The sequence below is a fragment of the Massilia sp. BSC265 genome (assembly GCF_000740675.1).
GTDB lineage: Bacteria > Pseudomonadota > Gammaproteobacteria > Burkholderiales > Burkholderiaceae_D > Telluria.
Genome location: NZ_JPXI01000002.1, coordinates 1 through 20,902 on the forward strand (window position 1 = coordinate 1; position 20,902 = coordinate 20,902).

Annotated in this window: 14 protein-coding genes; 3 read left to right on the top strand and 11 right to left on the bottom strand. The window is 65.4% G+C overall.

What is annotated here, in order from left to right:
* Positions 1-42: 42 nt before the first annotated feature.
* The 6 genes from narI to MA09_RS24955 form a co-directional block, all read right to left on the bottom strand.
* Positions 43-726 carry a respiratory nitrate reductase subunit gamma gene (gene narI, locus MA09_RS00015; RefSeq protein ID WP_036244233.1) on the bottom strand — a complete coding sequence of 228 codons (684 nt, stop codon included), beginning with the start codon at positions 724-726 and terminating at the stop codon, positions 43-45.
* 42 nt (positions 727-768) lie between these two features.
* Positions 769-1,425 (bottom strand): nitrate reductase molybdenum cofactor assembly chaperone, encoded by a 657-nt coding sequence (gene narJ / locus MA09_RS00020; RefSeq protein ID WP_036244188.1) that lies wholly within the window; start codon positions 1,423-1,425, stop codon positions 769-771.
* Between the two features lie 55 nt (positions 1,426-1,480).
* On the bottom strand, positions 1,481-3,037 hold the full coding sequence (gene narH, locus MA09_RS00025; protein WP_036244190.1) for a nitrate reductase subunit beta: 1,557 nt from the start codon (positions 3,035-3,037) through the stop codon (positions 1,481-1,483).
* Positions 3,038-3,087: 50 nt separating this feature from the next.
* On the bottom strand, positions 3,088-6,903 hold the full coding sequence (locus tag MA09_RS00030) for a nitrate reductase subunit alpha (RefSeq protein WP_081897330.1): 3,816 nt from the start codon (positions 6,901-6,903) through the stop codon (positions 3,088-3,090).
* Positions 6,904-7,157: 254 nt separating this feature from the next.
* Positions 7,158-8,546, bottom strand: coding sequence for a NarK family nitrate/nitrite MFS transporter (locus MA09_RS24950; protein WP_036244192.1), 1,389 nt, complete (start codon positions 8,544-8,546; stop codon positions 7,158-7,160).
* A 48-nt stretch (positions 8,547-8,594) separates the two neighbouring features.
* A complete protein-coding gene (locus MA09_RS24955; protein ID WP_051933040.1) occupies positions 8,595-9,884 on the bottom strand; it encodes a nitrate/nitrite transporter in 1,290 nt (429 codons plus the stop codon).
* Positions 9,885-10,125: 241 nt separating this feature from the next.
* Here MA09_RS24955 and MA09_RS00045 point away from each other — a divergent pair, with 241 nt between their 5' ends.
* Complete coding sequence (locus MA09_RS00045; RefSeq protein ID WP_051933041.1) at positions 10,126-12,507, top strand: response regulator; 2,382 nt, start codon at positions 10,126-10,128, stop codon at positions 12,505-12,507.
* A gap of 37 nt (positions 12,508-12,544) precedes the next feature.
* Here MA09_RS00045 and MA09_RS00050 read toward each other — a convergent pair whose 3' ends face one another.
* From MA09_RS00050 to moaA, 4 genes are read right to left on the bottom strand one after another with little or no spacing between them, the layout of a single operon-like run.
* Positions 12,545-13,231 carry a response regulator gene (locus tag MA09_RS00050; protein WP_036244193.1) on the bottom strand — a complete coding sequence of 229 codons (687 nt, stop codon included), beginning with the start codon at positions 13,229-13,231 and terminating at the stop codon, positions 12,545-12,547.
* An 18-nt stretch (positions 13,232-13,249) separates the two neighbouring features.
* A complete protein-coding gene (locus tag MA09_RS00055; protein WP_229440499.1) occupies positions 13,250-15,229 on the bottom strand; it encodes a type IV pili methyl-accepting chemotaxis transducer N-terminal domain-containing protein in 1,980 nt (659 codons plus the stop codon).
* Positions 15,226-15,873 carry a carbonic anhydrase gene (locus tag MA09_RS00060; RefSeq protein ID WP_036244195.1) on the bottom strand — a complete coding sequence of 216 codons (648 nt, stop codon included), beginning with the start codon at positions 15,871-15,873 and terminating at the stop codon, positions 15,226-15,228. Before MA09_RS00060 ends, MA09_RS00055 begins: the two co-directional genes overlap by 4 nt.
* 1 nt (position 15,874) lies before the next feature.
* On the bottom strand, positions 15,875-16,849 hold the full coding sequence (gene moaA, locus MA09_RS00065; protein WP_036244197.1) for a GTP 3',8-cyclase MoaA: 975 nt from the start codon (positions 16,847-16,849) through the stop codon (positions 15,875-15,877).
* Between the two features lie 138 nt (positions 16,850-16,987).
* Between moaA and MA09_RS00070 the strand changes: the two genes are divergently transcribed.
* Positions 16,988-18,757, top strand: coding sequence for a methyl-accepting chemotaxis protein (locus tag MA09_RS00070; RefSeq protein ID WP_152594500.1), 1,770 nt, complete (start codon positions 16,988-16,990; stop codon positions 18,755-18,757).
* Positions 18,758-18,883: 126 nt separating this feature from the next.
* Here the strand turns inward: MA09_RS00070 and MA09_RS00075 are convergent, their stop codons facing one another.
* Positions 18,884-19,183 carry a hypothetical protein gene (locus MA09_RS00075; RefSeq protein ID WP_036244198.1) on the bottom strand — a complete coding sequence of 100 codons (300 nt, stop codon included), beginning with the start codon at positions 19,181-19,183 and terminating at the stop codon, positions 18,884-18,886.
* Positions 19,184-19,496: 313 nt separating this feature from the next.
* Here MA09_RS00075 and hemN point away from each other — a divergent pair, with 313 nt between their 5' ends.
* Positions 19,497-20,894: an oxygen-independent coproporphyrinogen III oxidase gene (hemN, locus tag MA09_RS00080; protein ID WP_036244243.1), complete on the top strand. Its 1,398-nt coding sequence runs from the start codon at positions 19,497-19,499 to the stop codon at positions 20,892-20,894.
* The last annotated feature ends 8 nt before the right edge of the window (positions 20,895-20,902 follow it).

Sequence of the window (20,902 nt, forward strand, 5' to 3'; positions counted from 1 at the left end):
GTCGATGTCGACACCGATGACGAGAGCCCCACGATGCTTCCTTTAGCGAGGACGGACCAGCTGGAATGCGCGGCCCAGGTAAGTGACGGCGCCGAAGCCGCTCCACACGTGCACCAGGCGGGTGAACGGGAAGATGACGAACAGCGAGATGCCCATGAACAGGTGCAGCTTGAACACCAGCGGCGCATCGATGATGAAGCCGGCGGCGTCGCCACGGAAGGTGACGATGTGCTGGGCCCAGGTCATCAGGAGCACCATCATGTGGCCGTCCATGTGGCCGGCAGAGACAAAAATCGACGACAGGCCCAGCAGCAGGGTGCCGAGGATCCACAGCAGGACGATCTTGTCCTTGAAGGTGGTGGCGCGGCGCAGGCGGTCGTTGGCGATGCGGCGTGCCAGCAGCATCAGGATGCCGACCAGGCACAGGGTGCCCATGATGCCGCCCGCGACCATCGCGAACAGCTGCTTGGCGCCGTGCGGCACGCCGAGGGTGTCCCAGACCCAGACGGGAGTCAGCAGGCCGACTGCGTGGCCGAAGAACAGGCCGATGATACCGACGTGGAACAGGGGGCTGCCCCAGCGCAGGCTGCCGCGGTGCAGCACCTGGGTGGACTCGGACTTCCAGGTGTATTGCTCGCGGTCGAAGCGGATCAGGCTGCCGAGCAGGAAGATCGCGAGCGCGATGTAGGGATAGATCCCGAAGGTGAATTGGTGCAGGTAGTTCATGATGGTCTCCAATGCGTGCCAGGCGCGGCCGAACCCGTCGCTTCAGGCTGCGGCGCGCGCCGCGCGGTGCGTGCCTTGCGGGTAAAAATTGATCGGTTGCGGGCCGTTCGAGGCCGGCTTGAGCAGCGGTTCGACGCCGTCCACGCCCGGCCCGAAGGTTTCCAGTGCCTCGTCCATGTCCTTGACCGGCGGCTCGGAGAGCTCCTCGGCCTGCACAGGCGACAGGCTTTCGAGCGCGTCGAACACGCCGGCATAGATGCTGCCGTTGGCGGCCAGCTTGCGGCCGATATGGGCCAGCACGTGGACCGCGTCGCCCAGCAGGCGCCCGGCCGCTTCCTCGCTGTCGAGCTGGGACAGGAACTCGAGGAACAGCGGCACGTAATCCGGCAGCTCGTCCGGGCACATCTCCAGGCCGTGCTTCTTGTACTCTTCCATCAGGTCGACCATGGCCTGGCCGCGGTCGCGTGACTCGCCGTGGATGTGCTCGAACAGGTGCAGCGAGTGCGAGGGCGTACGGTCGAAGGTCTGGACGTACTCCTGCTGCAGCGTGATCAGGTCGTTCTCGGCCAGGTGGGCCAGCAGCGAAGCCACGCGGGCGCGCATCGGCACGGTCAAGCCGGCTTCGAGCTCGGGCAGGGCGGCGACCAGGTCCGGTTCCGGGTAGGTCAGCAGCGCCGATAGAATTTGGTAGTGTTGCATGTCGATTCCTCGTTTTCCTTGGCCCGCCCCCGTGGCCGGGGGCGGGTGGGACGCGTCAAGCGTCCGCGATCTCTTTCTTCTTGCGCGACTTCGGCATCGAGACGAAGTGCACAGAGCCCTGTTTCTTCTTTCCGAACAGGGAGGCGTCGCTGACGCCGTCCGAGCAGCCATTGCCGAAGGAGAAGCCGCACGAGCCCTTCTCGTTGAAGCTGTCCTCGACCATCTCCTTGTGGCTGCTCGGGATCACGAAGCGGTCTTCATAGTTGGCGATGGCCATGATGTGGTACATGTCCTCGACCACCGCTTTGGACAGGCCCACCTGGCGCAGCACGTCGAGGTTCTCGACACCGTCGACCGACTTCGAACGCATGTAGGCGCGCATGGCCAGCATGCGGTCCAGCGCATGGACCACCGGGGCTTCCTTGCCGGCGGTAAGCAGGTTGGCCAGGTAGCGCACCGGGATGCGCAGGCTGCTCGTGTCCGGGATGATGCCGTTCATGCCCATCTTGCCGCTTTCGGCTGCCGCCTGGATCGGCGACAGCGGCGGGATGTACCACACCATTGGCAGCGTGCGGTATTCCGGATGCAGCGGGAAGGCGATCTTCCAGTCGACCGCCATCTTGTAGACGGGCGAGCGCTTGGCCGATTCCAGCCACGAATCCGGAATGCCCTGGCGGCGCGCTTCCTCGATGACCTTGGGGTCATGCGGGTCGAGGAACAGGCCGAGCTGGGCTTCGTACAGGTCCTGCTCGTCGGCGACCGACGCGGCGGCCTCGATCTTGTCCGCGTCGTACAGCAGCACGCCCAGGTAGCGGATCCGGCCCACGCAGGTTTCCGAGCACACGGTCGGCTGGCCGGCCTCGATGCGCGGGTAGCAGAAGGTGCACTTCTCGGCCTTGCCCGAAGACCAGTTGTAGTAGATCTTCTTGTACGGGCAGCCCGAGATGCACATGCGCCAGCCACGGCACTTGTCCTGGTCGATCAGCACGATGCCGTCGTCTTCCCGCTTGTACACCGAGCCGGACGGGCAGGAGGCCACGCAGGCCGGGTTCAGGCAGTGCTCGCACAGGCGGGGCAGGTACATCATGAAGGTGTTCTCGAAGGTCGAGTACATCTCTTTCTGCACGTTGTCGAACAGCTTGTCCTTGCTGCGCTTGGCGAATTCGCCACCCAGGTCGTCCTCCCAGTTCGGGCCCCATTCGATCTTGTCCATCTTCTTGCCGGTCAGGACCGAGACCGGCCTGGCGGTCGGCGGCGTCTCCGACAACGGCGCGTTCTGCAGGCGCTCGTAGTCGTAGGTGAACGGCTCGTAGTACTCGTCGATGGCCGGCAGGTTCGGGTTGGCGAAGATGTTGGCCAGGATCTTCAGGCGCGAGCCCTGGCGCGGTTCGATCTTGCCGTCAGCCTTGCGTCTCCAGCCGCCGTTCCACTTGTCCTGGTTTTCCCACTCCTTCGGGTAGCCGATGCCCGGCTTGGTCTCGACGTTGTTGAACCATGCGTACTCGACGCCGTCGCGGCTGGTCCAGACGTTCTTGCAGGTCACCGAGCAGGTGTGGCAGCCGATGCACTTGTCCAGGTTCAGGACCATGCCGATTTGTGCTCTGATTTTCATTTCAATTCCTCATTCATCCTGACGGGCGCTTCTAGGTACCTGGCGCCGCGTTACGCATTCTTCGGTGCCGGCGTCAAGGCCAGCGCGGGTTCGCGCGCATCGATCGGCGCCTTCGGCTGCATGGCCGGTTTGCCTGGCGCCGGGGTCGGGCCGCGCGTGATCTCGTCGCTGTTCGGACGCGATTCGTCGCGCGCGCCTTCCATCCACTGCACGTCGCGCATCTTGCGCACCACCACGAACTCGTCGCGGTTCGAACCGACCGTGCCGTAGTAGTTGAAGCCGTACGACAGCTGGGCGTAGCCGCCGATCATGTGGGTCGGCTTGGTCACGGCGCGGGTCACCGAGTTGTGGATGCCGCCGCGCTTCTTCGACATCTCCGCGCCCGGCACGTTGACGATTTTTTCCTGTGCGTGGTACATGATCGTCATGCCCTCCGGCACGCGCTGGCTCACGACCGCACGGGCGGTCAAGGTGCCGTTGACGTTGAAGACCTCGATCCAGTCGTTGTCCTCGATGCCGGCCGCTTTTGCGTCGATCTCCGACAGCCACACGTGCGGGCCGCCGCGCGACAGCGTGAGCATGCGCAGGTTGTCCGAGTAGGTCGAGTGGATGCCCCATTTCTGGTGCGGGGTAATCCAGTTCAGCGCCAGCTCCTTGTTGCCGTTCGGGCGCTTGTCCATGATCGCCTCGGTGGTCTTGGTGTTGATCGCCGCCTTGTACACGCACAGTCCCTCGCCGAAGTCGCGCATCCAGGCGTGGTCCTGGTAGAACTGCTGGCGGCCGGTCAGGGTGCGCCAGGGGATCAGTTCGTGCACGTTGGTGTAGCAGGCGTTGTAGCTGACCTCTTCGCTCTCCAGGCCCGACCAGGTCGGCGAGGAGATGATCTTGCGTGGCTGGGCCTGCACGTCACGGAAGCGGATGCTGTCGTGCTCGCGCGGGATCGCCAGGTGCGTGTGGTCGCGTCCGGTGATCTTGGACAGCGCATCCCAGGCCTTCACCGCCACGTGGCCGTTCGTCTCCGGCGCCAGCGTGAGGATCATCTCGGCGGCGTCGATTGCCGTGTCCAGGCGCGGTTGGCCCTGCGACACGCCTTCTTCCAGGACGGTGCGGTTGATGCCGCGCAGGACGTCGACTTCGTGCCCGGTCTTCCAGCCGATGCCCTTGCCGCCGTTGCCGACCTTCTCGAGCAGGGGACCCACCGAGGTGAACTTCTTGTGGATGTCGCGGTAGTTGCGCTCGACGACCGTCATGCTCGGCATCGTCTTGCCGGGGATCGGTTCGCATTCGCCGGCGCGCCAGTCCTTCGGATCGAACGGCTGGCCCAGTTCGCCCGGGGTGTCGTGCATCAGGGGAGTGAGCACGAGGTCCTTGCGGGTGCCCAGGTGCGCGCCACCGATTTCCGAGAACTTGGCCGCGATGCCCTTGTAGATCTCCCAGTCCGACTTCGATTCCCACAGCGGTTGCACGGCTTCCGACAGCGGATGGATGAACGGGTGCATGTCCGAGGTGTTCAGGTCATCCTTTTCGTACCAGGTCGCGGTCGGCAGCACGATGTCGCCGTACAGGCAGGTGGTCGACATGCGGAAGTCGAGCACCACCAGCAGGTCGAGCTTGCCCTCGGCGGCCGGACGCACCTTGACGTCACGCGGCTTGATGCAGTCGGTCTCGTCGCTCATCAGGGCGTTCTGGGTGCCGAGCAGGTACTTCAGGAAGTACTCGTGGCCCTTGCCCGAGCTGCCCAGGATGTTCGAACGCCATACGAACATGTTGCGCGGGAAGTTCGCCGGGTTGTCCGGGTCGTCGCAGGAGAAATTCAGCTTGCCGGCCTTGATCTGCTCGACGGCATACGCGGCCGGATCCATGCCCGCGTTTTCCGCCGCGCGGGTGACTTCCAGCGGATTGGTCTCGAGCTGCGGCGCCGACGGCAGCCAGCCCATGCGTTCGGACTTGGCGTTGTAGTCGATCAGGGCCATCTCTTCCAGTTTGCCGTCCGCCGTCGGGCACAGGATTTCCGAGGTGTGCAGCTTCTCGTGGCGCCACTGGCTGGTATGGGCATAGAAGAAGGAAGTCGAGTTCATCTGGCGCGAAGGACGGTTCCAGTCCAGCGCGAAAGCCAGCGGGGTCCAGCCGGTCTGCGGGCGCAGCTTTTCCTGGCCCACGTAGTGCGACCAGCCGCCGCCGCTCTGCCCGATGCAGCCGCACATCATCAGCATGTTGATGATGCCGCGGTAGGTCATGTCCATGTGGTACCAGTGGTTCAGCGCCGCGCCGACGATGACCATCGACTTGCCGCGGGTGCGGTCGGCGTTGTCGGCGAACTCGCGCGCCACGGTGATCACGTCCTGCGCCTTGACGCCGGTGTGCTTGACCTGCCAGGCCGGGGTGTAGGGGACGTCGTCTTCATAGCTCTTGGCCGCGTTCGGGCAAATGCCGCGGTCAACGCCATAGTTGGCCATCGACAGGTCGAACACGGTCGTGACCAGGGCTTCGGTGCCGTCGGCCAGGGTGATTTTCTTCACCGGGACGTTGCGCAGCAACAGGTCGTCGGCATCCTTGCCACCGAAGTAGGGGAAACCGACCGGCACGATGCCGTCGTTGCCGTCGATGAGCGACAGCTGCGGATCGATCGGGTTGCGCGTCGCACCTTCCTTCTGCTCGAGGTTCCACTTGCCCGACTCGCCCCAGCGGAAACCGATCGAGCCGCTCGGCGCGACGATCTTGCCGGTGCTTTGGTCGAGCACCAGGGTCTTCCACTCGGGGTTGTTGGCTTCATTCAGGTTGTCGGCCAGGTGCGAGGCGCGCAGGAAGTAGTCCGGCACCAGGGTGCCGTCGCGTTCCTTGAGCATCACCAGCATCGGGAAGTCGGTGTACTGCTTGGCGTACTCGTTGAAATAGGCTGACTTGCCGGTCGCGTGGTACTCCTTCATGATCACATGGCCCATGGCCATGGCCAGCGCGGCGTCGGTACCCTGCTTGGGTGCGAGCCAGATGTCGCCGAACTTGGCCATCTCGCCGAAGTCGGAGGACACTGCCACGGTCTTGGTGCCCTTGTAGCGCACCTCGGTGTAGAAGTGGGCGTCAGGGGTGCGGGTCATCGGGACGTTCGAGCCCCACACCATCAGGTAGGTCGAGTTGTACCAGTCGGCCGATTCCGGCACGTCGGTCTGCTCGCCCCATACCTGCGGGCTGGCCGGCGGCAGGTCGCAATACCAGTCGTAGAAGCTCATGGCCACGCCGCCGATCAGGCTCAGGTAGCGGGTGCCGGCGGCGTAGCTGACCATCGACATGGCGGGAATCGGCGAGAAGCCGATGATGCGGTCCGGGCCGTACTTGCCGATCGTGTAGGCGTTGGCGGCGGCGATCATCTCGTTGACCTCGTCCCACTTGGCGCGCACGAAGCCGCCCTGGCCGCGGATGGACTTGTAGCTGGCGGCGCGCGCCGGATCCTGGGTGATGTACTCCCAGGCGCCGATCGGATCGCGCGTGACGCGCGCCTCGCGCCACATCTGCATCAGGCGGCCGCGCACCATCGGGTGCTTGACGCGCTGCGCCGAGTAGACGTACCACGAATAGCTGGCGCCACGCGGGCAGCCGCGCGGCTCATGGTTCGGCAGGTCCGGGCGTGTGCGCGGATAGTCGGTCTGCTGGGTTTCCCAGGTGATCAGGCCGTTCTTGACATAGACCTTCCAGCTGCAGGAGCCGGTGCAGTTCACGCCGTGGGTCGAACGCACGATCTTGTCGTGCTGCCAGCGCTGGCGGTAGGCGTTTTCCCAGGTGCGGTCCTCAACGACCACCTCACCGTGGCCGTTCGAGAACGTTTGCTTGGCTTTGCCGAAAAATTTCAGTCGGTCCAGAAAGTGACTCATGGTTTCTCCATCGACGCGCCGGCGGCGCGCTTCGCTTGTGTGGTTTAACTGCTGCCAGTCTACGGACCGGCTCGTCCATTGAGTATTCGTAAGAAGTCGGTCCTGCGCCGGATTAGGGACTAGTGCGCCTACTCCTTTCGAACTAGCGCTCTGCATCGGTCCGCAAAGCACGAAGGCCGCTGCCCGGTTCACAGGCAGCGGCCTTCGCCGCGGCGCGCCGGGCGAGCCGGTGCGCCATTCCTCCGATCGTGCGATCAGCAGGGCATTTCCGCGCCCTTGCGCGAGTAGAACCACCAGGTCACGGCGATGCAGCTCACGTAGAAGCCGATGAAGCACCACAGGGCGGCGTCGGCGCTGCCTGTCAGGGCGATCGAGGTGCCGTAGCTCTTCGGGATGAAGAAGGCGCCGTAGGCGGCGATGGCCGAGGTGAAACCGAGCACGGCGGCAGCTTCCTTGTTGGCGCTGGCGACAGCCTGGGCTTTCACGGCTTCCGGCTGGTTGGCGGCGGCGCGCTGGTGCAGGGTGAGGAAGATCACGGGGATCATCCGGAAGGTCGACGCATTGCCCACGCCGGTGCAGGCGAACAGCACCAGGAACATGCCGAAGAAGCCGGCGAAGTTGCCGGGATTACCCGCGCCCGGCAGGAAGTGCAGCACGCCCAGCACGGCGCCGATCATGGCGGCGAAGGTCCAGACGGTCACGCGGGCGCCGCCGAGCTTGTCCGAGATCCAGCCTCCGGCCACGCGCGCCAGGGCGCTGACCAGGGGGCCGACGAAGGCGTACTGCAGCGGATTCACCTCCGGGAACAGGGTGCTGGTGAGCAGCGGGAAGGCTGCCGAGTAGCCGATGAAGGAACCGAAGGTGCCGATGTACAGCCAGCACATCAGCCAGTTATGCTTGCGCTTGAAGATCACGGCCTGCTCCGAGAACGAAGCCTTGGCCGATGCCAGGTCGTTCATGCCGAACCAGGCGGCCAGCGAGCTCAGGAGGATGAACGGCACCCAGATGAAGCCGGCGTTCTGCAGCCAGACCTGCTTGGTCTGCGCGGCCCCCTGCACGACTTTGTTCCAGGTCTGCGGGTCGCCGCCGAACACGGCGGCGGTGATCACCAGCGGCACCACGAACTGCACCGCCGACACGCCCAGGTTGCCCAGGCCGGCGTTCATGCCCAGTGCGTAGCCTTTCTGCGCCTTCGGGAAGAAGAAGCTGATGTTGGACATCGACGAGGCGAAGTTGCCGCCGCCGAAGCCGCACAGCAGCGACAGGACCAGCATGGTCGGGTAGCTGGTAGTCGGGTCCTGGACGGCGAAACCGATGCCCAGCGCCGGGATCATCAGCGAGGCGGTCGAGATCGCGGTCCACTTGCGGCCGCCGAAGATCGGCACCATGAACGAATAGAAGATGCGCAGGGTGGCGCCGGACAGGCCCGGCACCGCCGCCAGCCAGAACAGCTGGTTGGTGCTGTACTTGAAGCCGATTGCCGGCAGGTTGACGACGACGACGCTCCAGACCATCCAGATCGCGAAGGCCAGCATCAGGGCCGGGATCGAGATCCACAGGTTGCGGTTGGCCGTGGACTTGCCGCGGCTTTGCCAGAAGGCGGGGACCTCGGGCTCCCAGGTTGATATCAGGTAGCTGCTCACAATGTTCTCCTGTGTGCGTTTTCTTAATTGAATGAAAGATTGGTGAAATCAGGCTGCCTTGCGCAGCGTTTTGGCCCGTGCCTTCGGCGCAGCCGGCGCTTTCGGCGCGGTCGACGCCGGCAGCGTGCGCTCGGGCTTGAACGAGAAGTGCATCCAGATCAGGGAGACGCACACCGTGCCGTAGAGCAGCATGAACGAGCTCGAGCGGATGCCGGTCAGGTCGACGATGGCGCCGAACAGGATCGGCAGGATGAAGCCGCCAAGGCCGCCGGCCAGGCCGACGACGCCGGAGACCGCACCGATGTTGTCGCTGAAGTCGTCGGCAATGAAGCGGAACACCGAGGCCTTGCCGATTGCCATGGCCACGCCGACCACGAACAGCAGGGCGGTGAAGGCCACCGGGCCGAGGCCGATCTGCAGGTCCATGACGCCCTCGACGGTCTTGACGCTCATCGTGGTTTGCGGATACGACAGGATGAAGAAGCAGACCCAGCACACCCACATCACCCACCAGGTGACCTTGTAGGCGCCGTACTTGTCGGAGATCCAGCCGCCGAGCGCGCGCAGCACGCCGCCGGGGAGCGAGAAGCAGGCAGCCAGCAGGGCGGCCAGCTTCAGGTCGAAGCCGTATTCGCCGACATAGTATTTGGTCATCCACAGGGCCAGGGCCACGTAACCGCCGAACACGACCGAGTAGTACTGGCAGTAGCGCCAGACGCGCGGGTCCTTCAGCACGCGCATCTGCTGGGCGAAGGATTCGCCGGACGGCGTCTTGTGCGACGGGTCGGAATACGAACCGAACCAGAACAGCAGGGCGGTGGCCACCATGACCAGGGCATACACCTTGGGCAGGAACTGCCAACCGGCGGCCGCGATGATGGCGGGGGCGGCGAACTTGGTCAGGGCCGAGCCCGAATTGCCGGCGCCGAACACGCCCATGGCGAAACCGCGGCGTTCCTTGCCATACCAGCGCGCCACGTAGGGCGTGCCGACCGAGAACGAGCCGCCGGCCAGGCCGACGAACAGGCCGAGCACCAGGAAGTGCCAGTACTCGGTCGCGTAGCTGATCAGGTAGATCGGCAGCGCGCAGGCCATCATCAGGGTGAAGAAGACGATGCGGCCGCCGAAGCGGTCGGTCCAGATGCCGAGCGGCACGCGCGCCAGCGCGCCGGTCAGCACCGGTGTGGCGATCAAGAGACCGAACTCGGTCTCGTTCAGGCCCAGCTTGGCCTTGATGGGGATGCCCAGGACTGCGAACATCATCCAGATCGCAAAGCAGATCGTGAATGCAAAGGTACTGCTGACGAGGACCGCAAACGGTCTCTTATCGGTGCTCATGGTTTTCTCCTGAAACGCACTTTTCGATAGGTGGAAGCGTACGTGGAAGCGGCGTGCCCAACTATTGGCCGGAGGGCGGTTTTCGAGTGGACAAGCGAGCTAGGGCCGCACGCCGGATGGGCTAGGGCAGCTAGTCATAAAGGTGTAGCGGGCCGTCCGGCAGGCGCGCCGCGATCCGTCCGACCTGAGCCGGCGCAAGCGTGTACGATGGCGGCATCTCCACGAAGTCCAGACGTATGCCATGCCGAACCTGTTGAGCCCGCAACAACTGAGAAGCATCATCGATATCGCCGAGAACGCCGTTGTCTGCACCGACGAGGCGCAGCGGATCGTGCTCTTCAACCAGGGGGCGGAACGGGTGTTCGGCTGGACCGCCGAGGAGGTGGTCGGCCGCGACCTGGCAGTCCTGGTTCCCGAACGTTTCCGCCCGGGGCACGGCGAGCGCGTCGCCGGCTTTCGCAATGGCGTGCGGCCGGCACGGCGGATGGGCGAACGCGGCACCATCTACGCGGTGCGCAAGGACGGCAGCGAATTTCCGGCAGAGGCCACGATCTCGAAATCCGAGGCGGACGGGCGCGTCATCCTCACCGCGATCCTGCAGGATATTTCTGAGCGGACGGCCTACGAGCGCGAACTGGAAGCGGCCAGGGACAAGGCGGAGGCCGCGATGCAGGCCAAGAGCATGTTCCTGGCCAATATGAGCCATGAGATCCGTACGCCGCTGAACGCCGTCATCGGCATGACGAGCCTGCTCCTGCACACCGACATCAACGAGGAACAGCGCGATTACACGGAAACCATCCGTTCCAGCGGCGAAGCGCTGCTGTCGATCATCAACGACCTGCTCGACTACTCGAAACTGGAGGTGGGGCGCCTCGACCTCGAGCGCCATGCTTTCGAGGTGCGGCGCTGCGTCGAGGATGCGCTCGACCTGCTGGCGCCGGCCGCCAGCGAAAAGAACCTCGACCTGGCCTACATGCTGGAGCCGGGCGTGCCGGCAACGATCCTGGCCGACGCCACCCGCCTGCGGCAGATCCTGGTGAACCTGCTGTCGAATGCAATCAAGTTCACCCATCACGGCGAAGTCGTGGTCACGGTGTCGGCCACGTGGAACGAGGCGGGCGGGGCGGGCGCGGCAGGTGGGGCGGGCGCCACAGGCGACCGCCGGCTGGCGTTTGCCGTACGGGATACCGGCATCGGCATCCCGGCCCACCGCCTGGAGGATATCTTCAGTTCGTTCACCCAGGTCGATGCCTCCACCACGCGCAAGTACGGCGGGACTGGGCTGGGCTTGACGATCAGCCGGCGCCTGGCCGAGATGATGGGGGGCAGTCTCACCGTGGAGAGCGAAGTAGGGCGCGGCTCGACCTTCACCTTCACCATCGAAGCCGAAGCCTTCGACGAGCAGCTGGCCGAGAACGTGCTGCGCGACCGCGCCACGCACGTGCGCGGCCGGCGCATCCTGATCGTCGACGACAACGCCACCAACCGGCGCATCCTCATGAAACAAGCATTGCTTTGGGGAATGGAGCCGTTGGCGGCGGCATCAAGCGTCGAGGCGGTCGACCTGGTCCGCGATGGGCATCCCTTCGACGTCGCCGTGCTCGACATGCAGATGCCCGACATGGATGGCGCCCGCCTCGCGGTCGAGTTGCGCAAGCATCGCGACCGCAAGGCGCTGCCGCTGGTGTTGTTGACCTCGGTCGGCCAGCGCCAGCGCGCCGGCGCCGATGCCGAGTCCATGGGTGCGTTCTCGGCCTGGCTCAACAAGCCGATCAAGCCGGCCGCGCTGCTCGAGGCGCTGCAGCAGGTTCTCGGAGAACGTTCGGGCGGCACGGATCGGGCACAGTTCCCAACGGCGCAGGAGCCGAGGGCTGCGGCACAGGTGGACATCCTGGTCGCGGAAGACAATACGATCAACCAGAAGGTCATCAAGCAGTTGCTGCGCCACCTCGGCTACCGGGCCGACGTGGTCGCCAACGGCCTGGAGGCGCTCGAGGCCCTGGAGCGCCAGGAGTACCAGGTGATCCTGATGGACATGCAGATGCCGGAGATGGATGGGCTGGAGGCGACGCGCCGGCTGCGCCAGCGCTTCCGCGGTGCGAATGCGCCCTACATCATCGCGATGACCGCCAATGCCATGCCGGGAGACCGCGAACGCTGCCTGGACGCGGGCATGAACGACTACGTGCCCAAGCCGATCGAGCTCGAGGTGCTGGACGGCGCCCTGGCGGCGGCGGTCGAGCACGTCGCGGCGCGCCAGCGCGACGAGGCGGTCATCAACGCGTCACGCATCGACCAGCTGCGGGCGATCGACGACGGCGCTTCGCTGCTGCAAGAAGTGATCGGCTCCTTTGTCGGCGAGGTGCCCCAGTTGCTGGACAAGCTGGCCCATGCGGTCGAGACGCAGGACGGTCCGCTGCTCGCATCGACGGCGCATTACTTGCAGTCGAGTATCGACTTCGTCGGCGCCAACCGCATGCGGCTGCCTTGCACCAATCTCGAGCTGATGGGCAAGGGCGAGAATTTCGAGGACGCCGGCGCGCAGCTTGCGGAGTTGACGGGCGCCTATGAAGAAGCGAGAACGGCCTTGCTGGCGCTGCGCGCGCAGGCCGGCGCTTGAGGCCTGCAACCTGGGCCGGCGCCCGGCATCGCGCAGCTCACGGCTGGCGTTCGGAATTCCCGCTCAGTCCCTGCTCGACGGCGAATACCGCCGCCTGGACCCGGCTGGACAGGCCCAGTTTCTTGAGGATGTTCTGCACGTGGATCTTGACCGTGCTTTCGGCGAGGTCGAGCACGCGGGCAATCAGCTTGTTGCTTTCGCCACGCGCCAGGCAGGCAAGGATCTCGCGCTCGCGCGGCGTCAGCTTGTCCAGCTCGGACGGCGGGGCCGGGGCCTTGGGCTCGCGCTGCTTCTGCAGTTGCGCCATCAGCTTGCCCGTCATCGATTCGGCCAGGACCGACTCGCCGGCGGCGGCGCGTTCGATCGCACGCACCAGGTAATCGGCGTCGATGTTCTTGATCAGGTAGCCGCGCGCACCAGCCTGCAGCGCGGTGGCGAGGTCTTCGGCCTCTTCGGAAACGGTCAACATGATCACGACGGCCTCGGGCCAGCCTTGCAGGATGAGCTGCAGCGTTTCGACCCCGGACATGCCCGGCATATGCAGGTCGAGCAGGATGACGTCGGGCTTGAACTGCATCGCCCGCTTGACCCCGTCGACGCCGTCCGAGGCCTCGCCCACCACGGCGAAACGAGGATTGCGTTGTAGCAACGATCGCACGCCGCTGCGGAACAGCGGATGGTCGTCGACGAGCAGGACTTGAATTGGCTCGCTTGATTCGGCCATGCAATTACTCCAATTTACTCAGGCGACCCGCCGCTGCGCACTCGGCACGTGCAGGCGGACGGTGGTTCCGGCGCCGGGCCTGGACTCGATCGCCAGGTTGGCGTGGATATGCTGGGCCCGCTCGTGCATGATGTGCAGGCCCACGTGCTCATCGGTTACGGTGGACGCCACGGTAGAGTCGAACCCGATGCCATTATCGCTGATCGAGAGCGAAAAGTCTTGGCTGTCCCGGACGCGGACCAGCACGCTGTCGGCGCGCGCGTGCTTGCGGATGTTCGACAGGGCTTCCTGTACGATGAACAGGATCTGCAGCTGCTCCTCGCGCGCGAAGGGCGGGCCGCCGCTGCCTTCGGCAGAGAAGCTGGCGTCGAGTCCGGTCTGGTCGCGGAACTTGCGGACCGCCTTGCGTAGTGCGCCATTCAGGTCTTCTTCTTCCAGGCGGCTGCGGAAATTCTGCAGCAGCTCGCGCACGTCCTCGTAGCTTTCCTTGACGCCGGCACGCAGGGCGGGCACGATCTCGGCCGCCTCCTGCTGCTGGCCGCTGCGCAGCGACGATTCCAGCATCTGCACCTGGAGGTTCAAAAAATTCAGGCCTTGGGCGATGCTGTCGTGCAGGCCACGCGCAACCATGTTGCGCTCTTCCGAAATGGCCATTTCGCGTTCACGGGCAGCCAGGCGAATATTCTCGATCGCCGTGCCGAGCAGCCGGCCGAGGGTGTCGAGCAGGGCGGTTTCATGCGGGCCGAAACGTCGTTCGCTCCGAAAGTGCAGGCTGAACACCCCGAGGTGCTGGTCTTGCGCGAAGATCTGGAACAGCGACACAGTGCTGAAACCCTCCGCCGCGCATTGCAATCCGGGCGGCGAGGTGGACGCTTGCGGCAGGCTGCCGAGCCAGTGCACCACCGCTTCCTTGTGTTGTGCCGCCTCGCCGCACAGGCAGTCGCCCACCGGCATGCAACGTTCGGCTTCGGCGATCGCGTCGGACAGCCCGTGCTGCACGACCAGGTGCACCTTGTCGCTGCCCGCGTCCACCAGCCGCACTGAGCCGGCGTCGGCGCCGAAATAGCGGACGATCCGTTCCAGGAAGCCTTCGCACATCGGCTCGAGCGTCTGGCGCACCTGCAGGAAGGCGGCGCTGTCGTAGAGCAGTGCCAGTTCGCGGTTCTGTTCTTCAAGCGCGGCCGTCTTGTCCTGGACCTTCTGTTCCAGGTTGCCGTATACCTGCTGCAGGCGGTCGGCCATCTGGTTGAAGCCGGCCGCCAACTGGCCGAATTCGTCCTTGCTGTCGACATCCAGGCGCACGCCGAACTCGGTATCCGCCATGCTGCGCAGGCCTGCATGCAGGCGTTCGACCGGGGCGACGATCAGGCTGAACATCATGTAGACGAGAACAACCGTCCCACCTACCGCCAGCGCCATCAAGGCCAGCTGCGAGGAGCGCAGCCAGAAGGTGCGAATTTCGTTATCGCGTTCGATCAGGCGTACGACTTCATCGATCTTGCTCACATAGGCGTCGGTCCTGGCCAGGAAGCGGCGCAGGACCGTCACTCTTTCGGCGCCCCGCGCGGCGAGCACCTGCTGCGCCAGCGGGCGCATGTCCTGATGCCAGCGCAGCGCCAGCAGGTCGAAGCCGGTGCGGATGGCGGCCGTCGGGGGCAGCCCGAGCGGGCGCTGCGGGTCGCCGCGCGCAATCAGCTCGAGGGTGGAATCGATCAGGGCGATCTGGCGGCGTGCCGCCTCGTCGAAGCCGGCCCCGGGAGTATGGACGTCGCGCCCGAGCAGCATCGCCAGGCGGTATTCATGCTTGCGCAGGCTGCCGGTCTCGTTGATCGCGGCGGCGGCGCCTTCGAGTTGCCAGGACAGCCACAGCGTGGCGCCGATCGCGGCCAGCGCCAGCAGGAGGAAGCCCACCAGCGCGCCGGCGATCCGGGTGGACAGGCGCAGCCGAACCGGAATCGGCGGGTAGTCGGGCATGCCGGCCGGCGTGGTCGCGCTCATGCCGCGGCGTCGACCGGCTCGACCAGGCTCAGGAACTCCTGCTTGCGCGGAGAATAGGCCAGCAGCGAACCGGTACCGATGTCGAAATACCAGCCGTGCAGGGCGAGCTTGCCGGCTTCCACGCGGCGCCTGATCCACGGATAGGTCATCAGGTTGTCCAGCGAGTGCAGGATGCTGGCCAGCTCGGCCGCGCGGCAACGGCCTTCCTCGTGCTTGTGCGATAGTTTGCGTAATACTTCCTGGCGTACCGGTTCGGCGATGTGCATCCAGCGCGCCACGAAATCGGTCTCCTCGGTGACCCTGGTCTTCGACATCAAGGCCCGGATGCCGCCGCAGCGGGCATGGCCGAGCACGATGATGCGCGAGACTTCGAGGCCGCATACGGCGAACTCGATGGCGGAACTGACGCCGGGGGGCGCGTCCGGCGTGCAGGGCGGCACCAGGTTGGCGATATTGCGCACCACGAAGATGTCGCCCGGGTCGCTGCCGGTCAACAGGGCCGGGTCGACCCGCGAGTCGCAGCAGCCGATGACCAGCGTGCCCGGATGCTGGCCGCTGCGCAGGCTGTCCAGGGCGGTCGGCTCGCTCAGGTACTGTTGCTGGAAGCGGCCGAAGCCACGGATAAATTTTTCGATGTCCTGCATGTCAGCCTCCGGTCTGGGCCATGAAGCGGATGATCTTCTCCGGCCGTTCGGTGAATTCGTGTTTCTGCGGTTTGAGTTCGATCGCCGCCCGGATCGCCGCCTCGAGTTCGGCGTCGCTGGCGCCGCCGCGCAGCAGCGGGCGGAACTCGAACTTCTGCTCCTGGCCCAGGCACAGGTACAGCGTGCCGTCCACGGCCAGCCTGACCCGGTTGCAGGTCGCGCAGAAGTGCTGCGACATCGGCGTGATGAAGCCGATGCTGGTGCGGCCGTCGCGGGTGGCGAGGTAGCGCGCCGGGCCGCCGCCCAGTTCCACGGCCTGGGGCACCAGGTCGTAGCGCTCCTGCAGGCGGGCGCGGATCGGCTGCAGGTCCAGGTAGGACGTATTGCGGCCGGTAGCGCCCATCGGCATCACCTCGATCAGGCGTAGCACGAAGCCGTGTTCGATGCAGAACTCCGCCATGCGATCGATTTCGCCCTCGTTCACGCCACGCATGGCCACCATGTTGATCTTGATCGGCTCGAACCCGGCTTCCTTGCCTGCCATGATGCCGTCCATGATTTGGGCGTGGCTGTCGCGGCCGGTAATCGCCTGCATGCAGGCACGATCGAGCGTGTCGAGGCTGACGTTGATGCGGCTGACGCCCGCCGCGCGCAGCGCGCCCGCGTGACGCCGCAGCTGGGTAGCGTTGGTCGACATCGACAAGTCGTCGATGCCCTCGATGGCAGAGATGCGACCCGCGAGCTCGCTGACGTGGCGGCGCAGCAAGGGTTCGCCGCCGGTGAGGCGGACGCGGCGCGTGCCGAGACGGGCGAACGCGCCCAGCAGGCGTTCGATCTCGTCGAAGCTGAGCCAGTCGGCCGGTTCCTCGAAACCCTTGAATCCGGTCGGGATGCAATAGGTGCAACGCAGGTCACAGCGATCCGTCACCGACAGGCGCAGGTACTCGATCGTTCGACCAAATCGGTCATGCAACATGCAAGGCTCCAATCAACATGAATGTCGTCATTGTATGGGGCTTGGGCGGGCGGGACAGTCGGCATGACGGAGGAAGGGGAGTAGTCACTTCGGCGTATTCGTCGTCCGGGACACCGCCAGTACACTGTTCGTATTGCAATGGTGCAACATATCTCGCGCAAATTCACCGCTGCATCGTGCAGTGGCGCCTCAAAAACAGAACAGTCAATTATCGTGAAACTCTCCAAGCTCAAAATCGCCACCCGGCTGGGTGCAGGCTTCGGCCTGGTACTTCTTTTGCTCACGCTGGTGCTGTCAATCGGCATGCAACGCTTCCATGCGATCGGCAACTCCACCGCGACCCTCATCAACGAGGATTGGGTGAAGGCCGACGCTGCCGCTACGGTCAATACGATGACGCGCGCCAATGCGCGCCGGACGCTCGAACTGTTCCTGGTGTCCGGCGCGGACGAGCGCGCCCAGATCCGTGAAAAGATCGAATCCAACAAGAAGGAAATCACGCAGGCCCTGCAGACCCTGGAGCGCCTCGTCACGAGCGAAGCCGGCAAGGAAATGATGGCCGACGTGGTTGAACGGCGTGCTGCTTACGTCGCATCGTTCTCCTCGGTGAGCGCATTGGTCGAGTCCGGCCAGCGCGAGCAGGCCCAGCAACTGGTGCTGAGCGAGACCATGCCCAGGCTGGACGCGCTGCAGGAAAGCGTCCAGTCACTGAACGCATCCCAGAAACAGCAGGCCGAAGACAGCGCCAAGGCAGTGGCGGCCATGATTTCGTCCGGCAGCACCCAGATGCTGGTGCTTGGCCTGGTTGCGCTGGGCGCCGGAACCGCGTTCGCGTTCTGGCTCGCACGCTCCATCGTGCGGCCGCTGCGCGAGGCGGTGCAAGTGGCGCAGGCCGTGGCCCGCGGCGACCTGACCAGCCGGATCCACGTGCTTTCAAGTGACGAACTCGGCGAGCTGCTGCAGGCGCTCAAGACCATGAATGACAACCTCGGCAACATGGTCAGTGAGGTGCGGCAGGGCACGGACACGATTGCCACCGCGTCGAACCAGATCGCCAGCGGGAATCTCGATCTTGCCGCACGTACGGAAATGCAGGCGGGCTCCCTGCAACAGACCGCCTCGTCGATGGAAGAGTTGACCTCTACCGTGCAGCAGAACGCTGCCAGTGCCCGCCAGGCGAGCGCACTTGCGAACTCGACCTCGCGTATCACGGCCGAGGGCAGCGATGCGGTGGCATCCGTCGGCGCGACGATGACGTCCATCAGCGAATGCGCACGACGCATCGAGGACATCACGGGCATCATCGACGGCATCGCTTTCCAGACCAATATCCTCGCCCTGAATGCGGCAGTCGAGGCGGCGCGGGCAGGCGAACAGGGCAAGGGCTTCGCGGTCGTGGCATCCGAAGTGCGCAATCTCGCCCAACGCTCCGCAGCGGCGGCAAAGGAAATCAAGGTCCTGATTGGCGATTCCGTCGAGAAGATCTCCGACGGGACGCGCCTTACCGGCGAGGCTGCAGAGACCATGCGCCAGGTCTTGAGCAGCGTGCAGCGGGTGACCGACCTCATGGCGGACATCAGCGCCGCAAGCGATGAACAGCGCAGCGGCATCGAACAGGTGAACCAGGCCGTGACCCAGATGGACGCGGTCACCCAGCAAAATGCGGCGCTCGTCGAGCAGGCGGCCGCCGCCGCCGGGGCGCTGCAGGACCAGGCCAAGGCCCTGACCCGCACGGTCCACATGTTCAAGCTAGCCAGGCACGACGCGGATGGACGGCCGGCCACTCCAGCCGCGGCTACGGCGGCACGCGGGCCGGCCGGCGCGCGTGAGCGGCTTGCCGCCAGCCCCGCCAGGTTCCTCCAGTTGGACGCCACCCGGGAAGAGGAGCCGGCATGGACGCGCTTCTGAACCGGGCGGGCACGATGGATCAGGCAATTCCCGCCTCCGGCAAGGAGCTGCTCGCCGATCGCGTGAGCTACACGAGGTGCACAAGCTGGAGCCGCTGTTCCCGGCCTGAGGCGGCACGCCCTTGCGTCAGCGCCGGCGGCCGGCGCGGCGCCGCGGCGGGCGATCGGTCCTGGCCTGTATCAGCGCAACGCCGCCGGCCATGACCAGGGCCGCGCAAACGACGCCAGCCCAGGCCAGAGGACTATCGCCCGGCACCTGGAACGTGCGCGCCAGGTGGTGCAGCGCCAGCATGACCGTGATCGGTACCGCCATCGCGACCAGCAGCCAGGCCTGGCGCGCGCGTGCCGAGTCGGGGCGCTTGCGGCGCTGCGGGTCCGGTTCAGGGCCTGCGGCGGGGAGCAGATCGTTGAACTTCAGGGCTTCCATTGCTTGTTCCGAGTGGTGAGATGGCGGGCTCGAACATTGTAGTGACCCACATCCGGCGCGCCTGTCTGCACGATGGGCTACGCCGGCTAGTCATTCCGGACTATCCCAGGCCCGCCGGACCGGCCTGGGCGAGCGTGCTGGCGGGCCGCCGACGCTGCGGCAGTGCCATGCGCGCGCGGGGCGTAGTGCGTTCGAACGATTGCAGGGCCACGGCTCAGCCGCATACCATGCGATGAACATGACACGCGCAGGAGATCCGTCCCCCGGTACCATGCGGGCCGGCGGCAGCGCGGATCAATCCAACTTGGGAACCATGATGCATTCCACTATCGATTTCGACCCTGAACTGATCGCCCGCTTGAGCCAGCGTGGGCCGCGCTACACCTCGTACCCGACGGCCGACCGGTTTACCGAGCACTTCACGGCCCGCGACTTCACGGCCGCCGCAAGCTCGGCCGGGGGCGCCCGGGCACTGTCCCTGTACCTGCATGTCCCGTTCTGCGAGTCGCTGTGCTACTACTGCGCCTGCAACAAGATCATCACCCGCGATCGTACCAAGGCGAGCCGTTACCTGTCGTATCTCATGCGCGAGGTCGATATGCAGGCGCGCCTGTTCCCGGCCAACGTCCTGGTGGAGCAGCTGCATTTCGGCGGCGGCACCCCGACCTACCTGAGCGACGCGCAGATGGACCAGCTGATGGGGCATTTGCGCAGCCGGTTTGCTTTCGCCCCCGACGGGGACGGCGAGTATTCCATCGAGATCGACCCACGCACGGTCGATGCCGCGCGCATACGCTCGCTACGGCGCCAGGGTTTCAACCGCCTGAGCCTCGGGGTGCAGGACTTCGACGAGGACGTGCAGCGCGCGGTCAACCGGTTCCAGCCGGAATCGATGACGCGCGAAGCCGTCTCCGCCGCACGCGAGGCTGGATTCCGCTCGGTGAGCATCGACCTGATCTACGGATTGCCGCTGCAGGACACGACGACCATGGCGCAAACACTGGACAAGATCATCGACATCGCCCCTGACCGCATATCGGTCTACAACTACGCGCACATGCCGCAGCTCTTCAAGGCGCAGAAGCTGATCCGCGACGAGGACTTGCCCGACAGTGCGACCAAGCTGGCCATGCTCGGGCAGTGCGTCGAGCGCCTGTGCGCAGCCGGCTACGTGTATATCGGCATGGATCACTTCGCGAAGCCGGACGACGAGCTGGCCCGGGCGCAGCGGGACGGCACGCTGCACCGTAACTTCCAGGGGTACTCGACCCGTGCCGATATCGACATGCTCGCCTGCGGCGTGTCGGCCATCAGCGCAGTCAACGGCACGTACAGCCAGAACGAGAAGTCGCTGGAAGCGTATTATGCGCGCATCGACCGGGGCGAGTTGCCGGTCGTGCGCGGACTGAGCTTGTCGGACGATGACCTGTTGCGTCGCGACGTGATCCAGAGGCTGATGTGCGACTTCGCGCTCGATACGGTGGCGCTTGCCGACCGCTGGCGCATCGACGTTGCGGCCCATTTCGCTCCCGAGTTCGAGCGGCTGGCCGGGCTTGAACGGGACGGCCTGCTGAGTATGGCGCCCGGGCGGCTGGAGGTCACCGCGAAGGGACGCCTACTGATCCGCAACATCTGCATGGTCTTCGACAACTACATCGGCAGGCCCGCCGAGCTGCCACTGCAGCGAATCCGGTATTCGCGGACAATCTGATCCTGTGC